This is a genomic window from Rathayibacter sp. AY1B8 (assembly GCF_002932775.1).
Classification (GTDB): domain Bacteria; phylum Actinomycetota; class Actinomycetes; order Actinomycetales; family Microbacteriaceae; genus Rathayibacter.
On sequence record NZ_PSWJ01000005.1, the window covers coordinates 58,440 to 72,262 of the forward strand.

Consider the following 13,823-nt stretch of genomic DNA (forward strand, 5'->3'; position numbering starts at 1 on the left):
GGCTCCCTCCGCGAGGATCACGGCATGGCCCCCCACACGGATCCCCGCCGATGACTCTGCAGGACCTCGCCGACGAGCTCGCCCAGGCTCTCGACCGCCCGGTGACGATCGAGGACGCCTCGAGCCGGGTGCTGGCCGCGACGCGCGCGCGCGAGGAGGCGCCTCACGACGGCGTGTTCCCCGTCCAGGATCCGCGGGGCCGGCTCGCGACCCTCCTCCTCCCCCGGGAGCGGCCCGCGCCGCTCACTCCGGCCGAGTACTCGCTCATCGATGCGGCCGTCCGAGCGATCCGCCGCCTCCTCGGCCCCTCGACGCGGGCGGGCGGCAGCTCCCGGCGCGCAGACGTCCTCGCGGCGCTCCTGTCGGGCGACGGCGGCACCCGGCGCGCCTCCTTCGCCGAGGCGGTCGAGCGCCGCTGGCTGCGCCGGGACGCCCAGACCGTGGTCCGCGCGGTGCGGCTGACCGGCCCGACCGGCTCCCTGCAGCGGACGGCGCTGGCGCGGCGGATCGACGCGAGCGCCGCCTCCGGCCTGACGTTCCTCGGCGACCAGGAGGGTGTGCTGTTCTTCGTGAGCGTGGAGGCGCCCGAGGCCGCCGCGGAGGCGGACGACGTCCTGCGGGCGGAGGCGCGCGGCCGCGGCACGGCCGTCGACGCGATCGGCTCGGCGCACTTCGACGTCCGCGACGACGACCTCCTGCCGACCGCCGAGCGGGCCGCTCTCGCGGCGACCATCGTCGGCTCCCTGCCCGACGGCCGTAGCCGGGCCGACATCGCCGAGCTCGGGGCCTGGGTGCTCCTCGCCTCGATCGGGGCGGACAGCTCGCAGCTCGCCATGCTCTCGCCGGCCGCGGCGACGCTGCTCGAGCGGGGCGACGAGGTGCAGCGGCGGACGGTCGAGGCCTACCTCGACGTGCGCGGCAGCGTGCGGGAGGCGTGCGGGCTCCTCCACATCCACCGCACCACGCTCTACTACCGCCTCGACAACCTGCCCGAGGCGGTCCGGGAGGCGCTCGACGACGGCCTCGCCCGCAGCACGCTGCACCTCTGCCTCAAGCTGATGAAGTTCCGCGACGGGCTCGAGCGGCGGCGGGCCTCGTGACCGTGGCCGGGGACCTCCCGCAGGTCCGCCTCTACGGGCGGCGCGAGAGCCGCGACGCGTGGGAGATCCGCGACCTCCTCTCGCGCAGCGTCGTCTCGTTCTCGTGGACGCCGATCGACACGGACGAGCAGTGCCTCGCCGTCGCGGGGCATCCGCTCGCCACCGCGTCGCTCCCCCTCGTGGTGTTCCCGGACGGCAGCCGCGCCTCCGATCCGACGCTCGCCGAGGTCGCGGCCCGGCTCGGCTGGGTGGGCTCGCCGCGGCTCGCGGAGTACGACCTCTCCATCTACGGAGCCGGCCCGGCCGGGCTCTCGGCCGCCGTGTACGCCGCCTCGGAGGGGCTGAAGGTCGTGGTCCTCGAGCGCTCGGCCATCGGCGGGCAGGCCGGCTCGAGCAGCCTGATCGAGAACTACCTCGGCTTCCCGCACGGGATCGCGGGAGCCGATCTGGCCGAGCGCGCGCGGCAGCAGGCCGTCTCGTTCGGCGCCGAGCTGCTGCGGATGCGCGAGGGGATCCGCGGGCGCTTCGCCGACGACCGGATCCACGCGCTGCTCGCCGACGGGACGACCGTCGTCGCCCGCACCAACATCTGCGCCACGGGCATCCAGTGGCGCCGGCTCGGCCTCGAGCGCGAGGACGAGCTGCTCGGCGTCGGCCTCTACTACGGCGCCGGCACGAGCGAGGCGCCGCTCTGCGAGGGCGAGGACGTCGTGGTCGTCGGAGGCGGCAACTCGGCCGGGCAGGCCGTGATGAACCTCTCGGCGCACGCGCGGCACGTGACCATGCTGGTCCGCGGCCCGGATCTGGCCGACAGCCTCTCCTCCTACCTCGCGGAGCGCGTCGTCCGGCAGCCGAACGTGACGATCCTGCTCGACTCGCGCGTCACCCGCCTGCACGGCGCCGACGCCCTCGAGTCGATCGAGGTCGAGAACTCGGCGACCGGTGTGCACGGGGCGCTGGCCACCTCCCACCTCTTCGTCTGCATCGGGGGCGAGCCGGATACGACGTGGGCGGCGGAGACCGCGATCGTCCGCGACTCCGGCGGCTACCTCGTGACGGGACCGGATCTCGCCGGTGAGCACGCGGCTCGCGACTGGCCGCTCGAGCGGGCGCCGTTCTACCTCGAGACCAGCGTCCCCGGCTCCTTCGCCGCGGGCGACGTGCGCCGCAGCTCGGTCAAGCGCGTCGCCTCCGCCGTCGGCGAGGGCGCGATGGCCGTCACCTTCGCCCACCGCCACCTGCAGGAGACCTCGTGAGCCGCCGGCTGCCGATGGTGCGCCACGGCGTCGGCTTCTGGATCGTCGCCGCGACCTTCCTGCTCGTGATGGCGTACTCGACGGTGCCGACTCCGCTCTACCCGCTCTACCAGCAGCTCGACGGCTTCCCACCGTTCGTGATCACCGTCGTCTTCGCCGCCTACGCGGTCGGAGTGATCGTGAGCCTGTACCTCGCCGGTCACGTCAGCGACTGGCTCGGCCGCCGCCGGGTGCTGCTGATCGCGGTGCTCGTCTCGGCGATCTCGGCCGTGCTCTTCTCGCTGACGACGGAGGTGCCGGGGCTGATCGTCGCCCGCTTCGTCAACGGCGTCAGCATCGGGATGCTCACCGCCACGGCGACCGCCCACCTCGGCGAGCTGCGCGCCCGCGCCCGGCCCGACGAGAACACGATCGTCGCCGCGTCGATCTCGGGCGCGGTGAACCTCGGCGGACTCTCGCTGGGCCCGCTGCTCGGAGGGGTCTTCGCCGAGTTCCTGCCCGATCCGCTCCTCCTGCCGCACCAGGTGTTCCTGGTCGCGCTGCTCGTGGCGGGCCTCGCGCTGCTCCTCGTGCCCGAGACGGTCGACGTGCCGGAGACGGCGCCCGCCTACCGGCCGCAGCGGCTCTCGGTGCCGGCGGACGCGCGCAGGGCGTTCCTGCTCGCGGCGTTCGGAGCGTTCTCGGCCTTCTCCGTCCTCGGCCTCTTCACCTCGCTCGCACCGACGTTCCTGGTGCAGACCTTCCAGGTGCGCGACCACCTGCTGGCCGGCGCGACGTCCTTCGCCGTGTTCGCCTTCGCGGCCCTCGGCCAGCTGCTGCTCGTGAAGGTGGGGATGCGCCTGCAGCTCTCGATCGCGGTGGCGGGCTGCGCGGTCGGGCTGGCGGCGGTCGCGGCCGGAGCGATCGCTCCGCAGCTGGGAGTGTTCCTCGCCGGGGCCGTCGTCTCGGGCTTCGGGGTGGGGCTGCTCTTCAAGGGCTCGATCGGCACGGCGGTCGCCCTCGCGGATCCCGCCCGCCGGGGCGAGACCCTGGCGGTGGTGTTCCTGGTCGCGTACACGGGGCTCGCGGTGCCCGCACTGGCGGCGGGAGCGGCGCTCAACCTCGTCGCCGCGACGACGGTGCTGACGGTGTTCGCGGCGCTCGTGCTGGCGGCGACCGCGACGGCCGGCGTGCTGCTGCGCGCCCGCAGCGCGGCGGCCGGGCGATGAGCGGCGGAGCGGGGCGGCGCTGCGGGGTGCGGGCCGGCGGCCGTCCGGGTGCCGGCCGCGTGCACCCCGGACGGCCGCCCGCCGCATCAGAAGTCCTCGCGCCGCTCCTGCTCGGCCTCCGCGGCCGGCTCGAGCGCGGCGAGATCCCCGAGCGCGAGGCGCAGCTGGCGCAGCAGCCACTCCTCGGTCAGCGCACCCGCGTCGAGCGCGTCCAGCCGGCGGAGGCGCTCGGCGGCCGACCCGGTGAGGTCGGCGGGCGTCCCGGCGCTCATGCGCCGTACCCCGCTCCGCGGAGCAGGCGGCGCAGGTCGACGAGCTGCTGCTCGTCCACGTCCTTGTGGTGCGGCCGGTGGAGGGTCTCGGTCGTCGAGCCGACCGTCACCGAGAAGGCGCCGTCGTGCTTCTCGTGGACGGTGCCGACGGCCTCGAGCAGCGTCAGCACGTCCGCCCAGAGGACGTTGTGGCTCGGCGAGTCCTCGAGCAGCCGCTCGAGGGTGTCTCGCTGGTTCGAGTGGAGGTGGCGGGTGTCGATCATGAACGGCCCTTCGGTGTCTGCGCACGCGCCCCGGTGGCGGTGCTCGGCGTCGCGTCCGACGGTAGGCGCGCGGGTGGAGCCGGTGCGCGAGTCGGATGACTCGAAGAGCGGACGCCGCGGGGCGGCCCCGCGAGAGGTGCGGCCGTGAATCCGGAGCCGGGCGACCGCCTCGACGAGGAGGACTCTCCCCGCACGCCCGCGCTGCCCGAGGCCGCCGTCTCCGCCGCGTCGCTCCCGGACCGGCCGGCCGCGTTCCTCAACGCCCTGCTGACCGAGCACTTCGTGCTGGAGTCGGCGCGCGGGATCACCGTGACGGAGTCGAGCAGCCGCGCCTCGCTCTACCTGACGATGCTCTCCAGCTCGCTCGTGGCCTTCGGCTTCCTCGCCCCGACCCGGTACGCGATGGGGTTCCTCGCGGTGATCATCCCGGTCGTCGTGCTGCTGGGGGTGTTCACCTACGAGCGGCTGGTGCAGACCTCGATGGAGGACATCGCCGCGCTGACGGCCATCCAGCGCATCCGCCGCTACTACGGAACGCTGCTGCCGGGCGCGGGCGCCTACTTCGCGGTGCCGCGTGGCCGCCACGCGCCGAACGAGCTGCTCGAGATCGGCCGGCGGCAGAGCTGGCGGGGCATCTTCTTCACGATGTCCTCGGCGATCGCGGTGGTCAACTCGATCGTGGCGGGCGCCGGAGTCGCGCTCGCGCTGACGCAGAGCGGCGCGGACGAGGTCCCCGCGATCGCGTGCGGGATGGCGGCCGCGGTCGTCCTCGCGGTGCTGCACGGGGTGTACCAGTTCCACCGCTACCGGCAGATGCGGCTGCGGATCGCCGAGGCGGAGGCGCTGGACGGGGTCGAGAGGGGGTGACGGGGCGGGGCTCGGCCGGCGGGGTCCGGAGCTGACGAACACCGATCAGGCGCGGCGTCGGCCGCCGGCTGGGCAGCTGGCTCCGACCTGCTCCCGCGACTGCTCCCGCGACTGCTCGAGAGTTGTCGCAGTCGACGCCCAGTGCGACAACTTCTGGACTCTCGTGGCGATCGCTCCTGGGCGGGCCGCCGCGACCATTCAGAAGTAGCCGTCGTCGGTCGCGAGTACGGCGACTCCTGGCTACTCGCCGGCTGTGGACAAGCGTTGGGCGTCGGCGGCTCCGACGGCCGCGACTGCTCGAGAGTTGTCGCAGTCGACGCCCAGTGCGACAACTCCTGGACTCTCGTGGCGATCGCTCCTGGGCGGGCCGCCGCGACCATCCAGAAGTCGCCGTTGTCGGTCGCGAGCACGGCGACTTCTGGCTGCACGCCGCCTGCGGACGTGCGCAGGGAGCCGGCGGCCGGCGACTGTCCAGGAGTTGTCGCAGTCGATGCCGAGTGCGACAACTCCTGGACTCTCGCGAAAGTCCTGCGCTCTCGCGGAGGCGCGCGGCTCAGCCGCGCTCGGCGCGCTCGGCGAGGAGGTACTGCCAGTCGCGCGGCACGCGGTCCTTCGGCCCCGGGGTGGTCTGGCTCGCCGGGTGGCTCTGCGGGTCGGCCAGGGCGGGGCCGTCGGCGTAGTCGTCGGTCCGGTAGTCCCAGAACCAGTCCTCGCCGGGCTCGAAGCTGCGGATGACCGCGTGGCCGGTCGAGTGGTAGTGGGCCGTCGCGTGGCGGTTCAGCGAGTCGTCGCAGCAGCCGATGTGCCCGCAGAGCGCGCAGCGGCGCAGGTGCAGCCACCACGAGCCGGACTGCTCGCACTCGACGCAGCCGGGGCCGCTCGGCGGGACGGAGGGGTCGATCATCTGCTGCGACGTCATGCGCTCAGCATGCGCCTCCCGCGGCGGCAGGCACCAGGTCGGATGACTCGATCCTGCGGCTCCGTCACGCGCTCCGGGCGTCCTCGAGGCTGAGGAGCGCGTCGCGGAGCCCTGCCCGCGAGGTCACCCCGAGCTTGGGGAAGATCCGGTACAGGTGCCCGCTGACGGTGCGGGGCGAGACGAAGAGCTGCTGGGCGATCTGCTTGTTCGACAGGCCGGCGGCGGCCAGGGAGACCACGCGCCGCTCCTGCTCGCTGAGGTCGGCGGCGACCGGCGCCTCCCCCGCTCCGCCTGCCGCCCGCAGCTCGTGCTGGGCGCGGGCGAGCCAGAGCTCGGCTCCCACCGCGGCGAACCCCGCGGCGGCCTGGCGGAACCGGGTGCGGGCCTCCAGCCTGCGCATCCGGCGGCGCAGCCACTCGCCGTGGCAGAGCTGGACGCGTGCCCGTTCGAACGGCCACTCCTCGGAGGCCGGGTCGAGGGCGCGCTCGAAGAGGGCGCCCGCGCCGCCGGTCGGATCGAGGACCGCGGTCGCCGCGAGGGCGAGCATCCGCCCGCGGGGAGCGAGGGGCCGCGCGGCGAGGTCCGCCGCGGCCGCCGCCAGCTCGGCGCAGTGCTCGGGCAGGCGGAGGCGCGAGGCGGCCTCGGCTGCGTCGAGGAGCTCCAGCGGGTCGCCGCCGACGCGGGAGGAGGAGCGGGCGTGCGCCTCCTCGAAACGGCCGCCGCCGAGGTCGAGCGAGCACAGGGCGTGATCGGCGGCGCGCGCGACCGACGCCGCTCCGTGCCGCAGCGCCCAGGCCGTCGCGCGCTCGGCGCACTCGAGGGTGCGTGCGCGGTCGCCCTGCAGGGCGTGGATCCGGGCTCGAGTCGCGTCGATCAGCGCGCGCACGGCGGGCAGGTCGTCGGCGCGGGCGGCGGCGCGGTCGAGGTCGGCCGAGGCGTCGTCGAGGCGACCGCCGTCGAGTGCGGTGGTGCCGCGGCGGAGGAGGGCGAGGGCGCCGGGCAGGCCGTCCGCCTCCTCCCCGCCGTCGAGGAGCCCGGCGAGGCGGTCGCGGCGCTCGTCCGAGACCTCGAGCAGCGACCAGGCGAGGTGCAGCGCGACCGTCTTCCACGGGTCGCCCGTGACCGCGGAGTCCTCGGCGAGCCGCAGGCGGCGCTCCCACTCCTCGCCAGGGACCGGCTGCACGCAGGCCTCCACGAGGCGCAGGACGGGATCGAGGGGGTGCTCCTCGCCGACGGCGAGCGCCTCCTGCCACCATGCGGGATCGCCGCGGAGCATGCAGGCGAGGTGGAGGACGGTCGTCAGCAGGTCGGCGGCGTCGTCGTGAGGGGCTGCGTGGTCGGCGGGGAGGCTGCTGACGTCGTCGCGGGAGGCGCCGGTCTCGGCGGGAGAGACACCGCCGACGGGAGAGACACCACCGACAGACGAGGCACCACCGACTCCCGCGCCCCCACGCCCCACCCGAGCGCCGAGCCCCCGGAGGGCCGCGCGGCGGACCCCGCCCACGTCCCCCGTGCGGAGCAGCGCATCGGCCAGCCGCGCCGCCTCGACGCCGGCCCTGGGAACCCCGCCGTCCTCCCGCGAGCGATCGACCACCCGCTCGAGGGCCGCCGCGTCGCCGGTGAAGGCCGCGACGGCGGCCGCGCGCGTCTCGAGCTCCTCCCGCAGAGCAGCACCGCGCGCACTCGAGCGCGCCTCGGCGAGGAGGAGCAGCGCCTCCTGCGGCCGACCCGCGCGGAGTCGCTCCTCCGCCGCGTCCCTCAGCAGCCGCGCCCGCTCCTCCGGCCCGGCCGCGTCGTCCGCCGCGAGCAGCAGGCGGAGGTGCGGGGCCGACTCCGGGCGCTCGGCGAGCCGCCTCCGGGCCGCCCGCAGCGCTCGGGGCGTCGCCGTCGAGAGCACCACCGCTCGGACCACCGGGTCGCGGAACGCACGGCCGCCCGCCGTCAGGATCCCCGCCTGCACCAGGGCGCTGTCCCCGTCTCCGAGGGCCGACCCGATGCTCTCCGGGAACTCGGCGCCCGCCACCGCGGCGACCAGGAGCGCCTCCCGGCTCGGCTCCGACAGCGGAGCCAGCAGATCGAGCACCCGGGTCTCGGCCTGCTCGAGTCGCGGGTAGACCGGGAAGGGCGAGGGAGCGTCCTCGTCGGCCCAGGCCCGCCCGAGGACATCGAGGAGCAGCGGATTCCCCTCCGCGACCCGCAGCAGGCGCGCCTCGACGGCGAGCGGCCGGCGGCCGCCGTGGGCGCGCAGGAAGCCGCGGGCCGCCTCCGCATCGAGGGGCTCCGTGCGACGGTGCCGGAGGCCCTCCCAGCCGGCGAGGACGCGACGGTCGCCGGTGGCGAGGAGGCAGGCGGCACCGACCTCGTCGACCAGCCGGGTCACCAGGGCCTGGAGGGTCTCGCGGGCGGCGACGTCGAACCGCTCCCAGTCGTCGACGACGATCAGGAAGCCGGGGTCGCAGGGCGAGGCGGAGGAGTCGCGCACCCGCTGCAGACGGCCGATCAGCGTGGCGAACAGCGCGAGCGAGGACGCGCCGATCACGGCGTCGCCCCGGTCCGGCCGCACCTCCACGACCTCGCAGCCGGCGGCGCGAGCGGTGGCCGCGGCGGAGCGCAGCATGTGCGTCCGGCCCGAGCCGATCCCGCCCTCGACCACCAGGAGCCGCTCCCGCGCGGGCGACGCCGAGCTCAGCATCCGGACCACCACGTCCTCGGGGGCGCTCGGGTGCGCGGGCGGCGAGGAGAGTGCACTGATCGTCATCGCGACTCCAAAGGGACGGGTTCCGAGGACCCCATGCTGACCGCCGGGCGCGGGCGCGCTCTCCTCCCTCTGTCGGAACCCTCCGGAGCGCACCCTCTGTCGAACCGTCCCGAGCGCCCGTCTCCCGGTCGGCGCCGGGCAGGAGGCACAGGAGGGCAGTGGGCCCCGCGAGCGCCCGACGGTACTCTGTGTCCCACCGGACGACCGGTACGGCCCCACCCCCGCACGACCGCCGCTCGACGCGGCGGGTGATCCGATGGAGTCGCACGATGAGCTCTCGCAGCCCCCTCGCGGAGTTCCTCCGCGCTCGCCGGGCGGCGCTGCGGCCGGAGCAGGTCGGCGTGCCGACCGCGGGCACCCGGCGGCGGGTGCCGGGCCTGCGCCGCGAGGAGGTCGCCGACCGCGCCCGGATCAGCCGCGACTACTACCTCCGCGTCGAGCAGGGGCACGCGGTCGCCCCGTCCGACCAGGTGCTGAACGCCCTCGCCGAGGCGCTCGCCTTCGACGAGTTCGAGCGCGCCTACCTCTTCCGGCTCGCCCGGCTGCGCCCCGGGCCGCGCGATCCCGACTCCCCTCCGCCGGGCCAGGGCGTGGAGTCGCTGCTCGCCCACTGGCCGAGGACCCCGGCGTACGCGTTCGACCGCAACCTCGACGTCCTCGGCGCGAACGACCTGATGAGCCGTCTCGCCCCCGACAAGGGCGTGCCCGGCGCCAACATGCTGCTCTCCACGTCCCGCGGCTACGCGCGCGCCGTGGCGAACGGCGACCCGCCGGACCAGCTGCAGGCGTGGGCCCAGGTCTTCCGTGAGCTGATCGCCGCACTGCGGTTCTACAGCGACCCCGACGATCCGCGGGTGCACGAGATCGTCGGCGAGTGCTCGGTCGAGAATCCGCTGTTCCGGTCGATCTGGGCCGAGTACCAGGTCCGCCCCTTCACCCACCGGTGGATCCGCGTCCACGTCGAGCCGTTCGGCTGGCTCGACCTCGAGATGCAGACCCTGGAGCTCGCCGGCGCTCCGGGCCGGTACGTCGTGACCTACCTCGCGGCAGCGGGGACTCCGGCGGCCGCGGCCGTCGACGTCCTCGCCTCGCTGCGGCACGCTCCGGAGGCGGGCACCGCGCTGGCCGCCCCGGCCGGCGCCTGACTCGTGGCGGCGAGCCGCGCGAGCGCCTCGCGGCCCGCCGCGTCACCCGCCTCGAACAGGAGCAGGAGGCGCGCGCCGTCCCGGACCAGCCGGTAGTCCATCGGAACGGAGCCGACCGCGGTGTCGAGGAACACGACCGACCCGCGTGCGTCGGCCTCCGCCCCGGCCGCCCACGAGTCCGCGAACCGCGGGCTCCTCGCCGAGAGCTCCCCGACGACCGTCAGGAACTCTCGGTCCCCCCGATGCCGCTCGAGCGAGTCGCGGAGCATCGCCGCGACCTGATCGGCGGCGGACCCCCAGCAGGGCAGGTCCTCGACCTCGGACGAGTCCAGGAAGGTGAAGCGGGCGATGCTCACTCCTGGGGCGAAGGCGGGCGAGAGCGCCCGCGCGAGCGGAGTCGCGGCCAGCACCCGCAGGTGCCGGTCCAGCAGCACCGCCGCCCTCCCCGCCCACGGCAGGAGCGCCGCCTCGTGATCCTCCGTCATGTCCCCGTCCCCTCCGCGCGTCCCGCCCTCAGCGCAGCGGAGTGATCCCCTGCGTCCCGGGCGGGAAGGTCGCCAGCACCTCCTCCGGGATGTTCAGGTGCTGCGCGACCAGCGACGGCGGCAGGTGGCTCAGCCACTGGGCGAGCGACACCTCCTCGTAGCGGGAGCTCTTGAAGGTCTCGATGTAGACCAGCGTGTCGTCGCCGGTGTTCTCCACGTAGTGGCCGAAGTTGCGGCGCACGACGCCCACGTCTCCGGCGTGGAAGTCGGTCGTGTTGGCGTGCGGGCCGGTGTTGAAGACGGTCATCCGAGCGGATCCGCGGAGGTAGTACTGCCACTCGTCGGCGTTGGGGTGCCAGTGCAGCTCGCGCATCGAGCCGGGCTCGACGGTCGTCAGCGCGGCCGAGACCGTGCGCGAGGCCGGGAAGTTCGTGCTGTCGGCGATCTGGATCCGGCCGCCGCTGTTCTGGTGCACGGGCTCCGAGCGGGAGAGCCGGAAGATCACCGCCTCGTCGCCGTCCTGCACCCCGGCCGCGGCCCGGTCGGCCTGGAGGTCGCCGGGCACGTCGCCCGGGAAGATCCAGAGGTCGTGCAGCGGGATGTCGCGGAAGACCTCCTGCGCGACGCCGAAGTTCTTCGCCAGCACGTCCGGCGGCGTGTGCGCGAACCAGTCGGTGAGCAGGAGCGTGTTGCTCTCGGACTGCTCGCCGTCGTCGAACGCGAGCACGAACTCCGCCCCGTCCGGGCCGAGGCCCTGCAGGGAGTGCGGCAGGCCGGGCGGGAAGTACCAGAGGTCCCCCTCCTGCACGTCGTCGACGCTGGGCCGGCCGGTGCGGCTGAGCGTGGTGATGCGGCAGTTCCCCTTGGTCATCAGCGCCCACTCGGCGCTCTGGTGCCAGTGCAGCTCGCGGATCCCGCCGGCCTCGAGGTACATGTTCACGCCGGCGATCTCGTTCGAGATCGCGAAGTCGGCCTGCGTGAGCTCGCGCGCCCAGCCTCCCCGCTGCACCCGCCGCGGCGAGATGTTGAAGGAGGACCAGAAGAACGGCTGCGTGCTGATGTCCGTCGCGGGCGCGGCGATCTGGTTCGGGAACAGTCCCTCCAGGACGCGGTTCTGCGGGCCGGTCATCGTGTTCGCCGAGGGATCGCCCTCGGTGTTCACGATCCCCTCCTGGGGGAGGTCCGGGTCTCCGAAACCGGGGGTCTCGTGGTGCGGAGCGGTGCTGTCGTCGGGTTCCACGGCGTTCTCCCTGCTGATCGTCCTGCGCGCCTGCGCTGCTCCGATCCCACCGCTCCGGCCCGGGCGGCACCACGGTCATCCGACTCGATCCGCGCCCCGACGACCGGCCCGGGTCAGCCGCCCAGGCCCTCGAGCACGTCCCGCGAGGGCACGAAGTAGACCCCGCCGGTCGTCGCGGTCGAGAAGTCGAGGAGGCGGTCGTGCCGGCCCGCGGGCACGCCGACGAACATCCGCGTCAGCATCGTCTCGATCACCGACAGGTCGGCGGCCAGGCCGAGGAAGTACGTGCCGAACTCGCCCTTGCCGGGCCGGCCGAAGGGCATGTTGTCGCGGAGGATGTCGTGCTCGGTCCCGCCGGCGTCGACCACGGTCGCGAGCCCCTTGTGCGAGAGCTGCGCCGGATCGTCCTCGCGCTCGACGTTGTCGGCCTTGCTCCGGCCGATGACCCGCTCCTGCTGCTCGGTGGTGAGCGCGTGCCAGGACGTCAGGTCGTGCAGGTACTTCTGCACGACCAGGTAGCTGCCGCCCGCGAACGCCGCGTCCTCCGCGCCGATCAGCGCGACGCGGGGCAGCGCCTCCCCGGTCGGGTTCTCGGTGCCGTCGACGAAGCCCAGCAGGTCGCGGTTGTCGAAGTAGCGGAAGCCGACCACCTCGTCGCGGACGACGACGTCCTCGCCGAGCGCGTCGAGCAGGAGTCGCTCGAACTCGAAGCAGGCGTCGTCGCGCTCCGCCCGGATGTGGAACAGGAGGTCGGTCTGCGTCGAGACGGCCGTGTGCGCCGCGCCGACCACCTCCCGGAACGGGTGCAGCTGCGCGGGGCGCCCCTCCCCGCCGAAGCGGTCCCACGCGTCGCTCCCGATCCCGACCAGGCAGGAGAGGCGCAGGCCCAGGTCGCGGAAGCCGACCGCGCGGAGGATCCCGCCCACGTCGGCGACGACGTCCCGCACGCGGTCCGCGGCGTCCTGCCCGCCGACGATGTCGAGCGAGAGGAAGACGGCGGATCTGCTGAGCGGAGCGACGACCGCCTGCGGCTCGCTGGGGACGCGGTCCTCGACGGTCACCGGAGCACCGCCCGCCGGGGCGTCGTCGTCCTGGGCGTCGGCAGGGCCGTCGTCGTGGGCGTCGTCGTGGGCATCGCGACCTCCGATCCGCGCGCCGCGGGAGGGCGCGTCCGCCGCGATCCTGTCAGCGCCCGCGGTGCCGGTCACGAGTCATCCGACCCCACTCGGCGAGCGCGGCCGGCGGCCCCGGCACCGCCCGGGCGACCAGGTCTGGACGATCGTCGGAACATCTCCCCGCGCTCTTCAGGGAGCGCTCCCACGCCCCTATCGTGGAGCCGCTCCCCACCCTCATCCGGGGAGGCACCACCTTGGACACGACCCGGGCCGGGCTCGGGATCGACACGAGCACGGAGGTTCGAAGATGCCGTTTGTGACCACGGACGACGACGTCGAGATCTACTACAAGGACTGGGGCAGCACCGACGCGCAGCCCATCGTCTTCCACCACGGCTGGCCGCTGTCGTCCGACGACTGGGACGCGCAGATGCTGTTCTTCCACGCGCACGGCTACCGCGTCATCGCGACCGACCGCCGCGGGCACGGACGCTCGACCCAGGTCGGCACCGGACACGACATGGACCACTACGCCAGCGACGTGAACGCGGTCGTCGAGCACCTCGACCTGCGGAACGCGATCCACATCGGCCACTCCACCGGAGGCGGTCAGGTCGCGCGCTACGTCGCGAAGTACGGCGAGCCCCAGGGTCGCGTGGCCAAGGCCGTCCTCGTCTCGTCGGTCCCGCCGCTGATGGTGCAGACCGAGGCGAACCCCGAGGGCACGCCGATCTCGGTGTTCGACGGCTTCCGCGACGCTCTCGCGGCGAACCGCGCCGAGTTCTACCAGGCCGTGGCCTCCGGGCCCTTCTACGGCTTCAACCGCGAGGGCGTCGAGCTCTCGCAGCCCGTGGTCGACAACTGGTGGCGCCAGGGCATGACCGGATCCGCGCTCGCGCACTACGAGGGCATCAAGGCCTTCTCGGAGACGGACCAGACCGAGGACCTGAAGGCGATCACCGTCCCCGTCCTCGTCACCCAGGGCGACGACGACCAGGTCGTCCCCTACAAGGACGCCGCGCTCAAGCAGCACGAGCTGCTGCAGAACTCGACGCTCAAGATCTACGAGGGCTACCCGCACGGCATGCTGACCGTCCACGCCGACGTCATCAACCCCGACCTGCTGGCCTTCATTAAGGAGTAGCGCGGTCCGCTCGCAGGCGTGTCCCGGCCGTTCCGGGGCGCGCCTGCGCGT

13 protein-coding genes are annotated in these 13,823 nt (G+C 74.3%); 6 read left to right on the forward strand and 7 right to left on the reverse strand.

Features of this window, described 5'->3' with window-relative positions; genetic code table 11:
* Positions 1 to 50 precede the first annotated feature (50 nt).
* Genes C5C63_RS17240 through C5C63_RS05380 form a run of 3 tightly spaced genes read left to right on the forward strand, consistent with a single transcriptional unit; the run spans position 51 to position 3,564 of the window.
* Positions 51 to 1,100: a helix-turn-helix domain-containing protein gene (locus C5C63_RS17240; protein ID WP_219815276.1), complete on the forward strand. Its 1,050-nt coding sequence runs from the start codon at positions 51 to 53 to the stop codon at positions 1,098 to 1,100.
* Positions 1,097 to 2,356: an NAD(P)/FAD-dependent oxidoreductase gene (locus C5C63_RS05375; RefSeq protein ID WP_219813015.1), complete on the forward strand. Its 1,260-nt coding sequence runs from the start codon at positions 1,097 to 1,099 to the stop codon at positions 2,354 to 2,356. The genes C5C63_RS17240 and C5C63_RS05375 overlap by 4 nt, the downstream gene beginning before the upstream one ends.
* Positions 2,353 to 3,564, forward strand: a complete 1,212-nt coding sequence (locus C5C63_RS05380) for an MFS transporter (RefSeq protein ID WP_258065391.1) — start codon at positions 2,353 to 2,355, stop codon at positions 3,562 to 3,564. Before C5C63_RS05375 ends, C5C63_RS05380 begins: the two co-directional genes overlap by 4 nt.
* Before the next feature lie 86 nt (positions 3,565 to 3,650).
* On the opposite strand, the gene C5C63_RS05385 is transcribed toward C5C63_RS05380, so the two are convergent.
* Positions 3,651 to 3,836 carry a hypothetical protein gene (locus C5C63_RS05385; protein WP_104224778.1) on the reverse strand — a complete coding sequence of 62 codons (186 nt, stop codon included), beginning with the start codon at positions 3,834 to 3,836 and terminating at the stop codon, positions 3,651 to 3,653.
* Positions 3,833 to 4,099 (reverse strand): hypothetical protein, encoded by a 267-nt coding sequence (locus C5C63_RS05390; protein WP_104224777.1) that lies wholly within the window; start codon positions 4,097 to 4,099, stop codon positions 3,833 to 3,835. Before C5C63_RS05390 ends, C5C63_RS05385 begins: the two co-directional genes overlap by 4 nt.
* Before the next feature lie 144 nt (positions 4,100 to 4,243).
* Between C5C63_RS05390 and C5C63_RS05395 the strand changes: the two genes are divergently transcribed.
* Complete coding sequence (locus C5C63_RS05395) at positions 4,244 to 4,966, forward strand: hypothetical protein (protein ID WP_104224776.1); 723 nt, start codon at positions 4,244 to 4,246, stop codon at positions 4,964 to 4,966.
* A 553-nt stretch (positions 4,967 to 5,519) separates the two neighbouring features.
* Here the strand turns inward: C5C63_RS05395 and C5C63_RS05400 are convergent.
* Both C5C63_RS05400 and C5C63_RS05405 read right to left on the reverse strand, forming a co-directional pair.
* A complete protein-coding gene (locus C5C63_RS05400; RefSeq protein ID WP_104227372.1) occupies positions 5,520 to 5,885 on the reverse strand; it encodes a UBP-type zinc finger domain-containing protein in 366 nt (121 codons plus the stop codon).
* A 64-nt stretch (positions 5,886 to 5,949) separates the two neighbouring features.
* Entirely contained in the window at positions 5,950 to 8,643 is a 2,694-nt protein-coding gene (locus C5C63_RS05405) for a LuxR C-terminal-related transcriptional regulator (protein WP_104325628.1), read from the reverse strand.
* A gap of 269 nt (positions 8,644 to 8,912) precedes the next feature.
* Here C5C63_RS05405 and C5C63_RS05410 point away from each other — a divergent pair, with 269 nt between their 5' ends.
* On the forward strand, positions 8,913 to 9,788 hold the full coding sequence (locus C5C63_RS05410) for a helix-turn-helix transcriptional regulator (protein WP_104325629.1): 876 nt from the start codon (positions 8,913 to 8,915) through the stop codon (positions 9,786 to 9,788).
* Here the strand turns inward: C5C63_RS05410 and C5C63_RS16685 are convergent.
* The 3 genes from C5C63_RS16685 to C5C63_RS05420 all read right to left on the reverse strand — a co-directional run bounded on the left by C5C63_RS16685 (position 9,680) and on the right by C5C63_RS05420 (position 12,721).
* On the reverse strand, positions 9,680 to 10,273 hold the full coding sequence (locus tag C5C63_RS16685; protein ID WP_146086359.1) for a hypothetical protein: 594 nt from the start codon (positions 10,271 to 10,273) through the stop codon (positions 9,680 to 9,682). The two genes, C5C63_RS05410 and C5C63_RS16685, sit on opposite strands and share 109 nt — an antisense overlap.
* A gap of 28 nt (positions 10,274 to 10,301) precedes the next feature.
* On the reverse strand, positions 10,302 to 11,513 hold the full coding sequence (locus C5C63_RS05415; protein ID WP_258059808.1) for a cupin domain-containing protein: 1,212 nt from the start codon (positions 11,511 to 11,513) through the stop codon (positions 10,302 to 10,304).
* A gap of 113 nt (positions 11,514 to 11,626) precedes the next feature.
* Positions 11,627 to 12,721, reverse strand: a complete 1,095-nt coding sequence (locus C5C63_RS05420; protein WP_308471540.1) for a Dyp-type peroxidase — start codon at positions 12,719 to 12,721, stop codon at positions 11,627 to 11,629.
* 214 nt (positions 12,722 to 12,935) lie between these two features.
* Between C5C63_RS05420 and C5C63_RS05425 the strand changes: the two genes are divergently transcribed.
* The gene (locus tag C5C63_RS05425) at positions 12,936 to 13,772 is read left to right on the forward strand and encodes an alpha/beta fold hydrolase (protein ID WP_104308304.1); all 837 of its coding nucleotides are present in this window, start codon (positions 12,936 to 12,938) and stop codon (positions 13,770 to 13,772) included.
* The last annotated feature ends 51 nt before the right edge of the window (positions 13,773 to 13,823 follow it).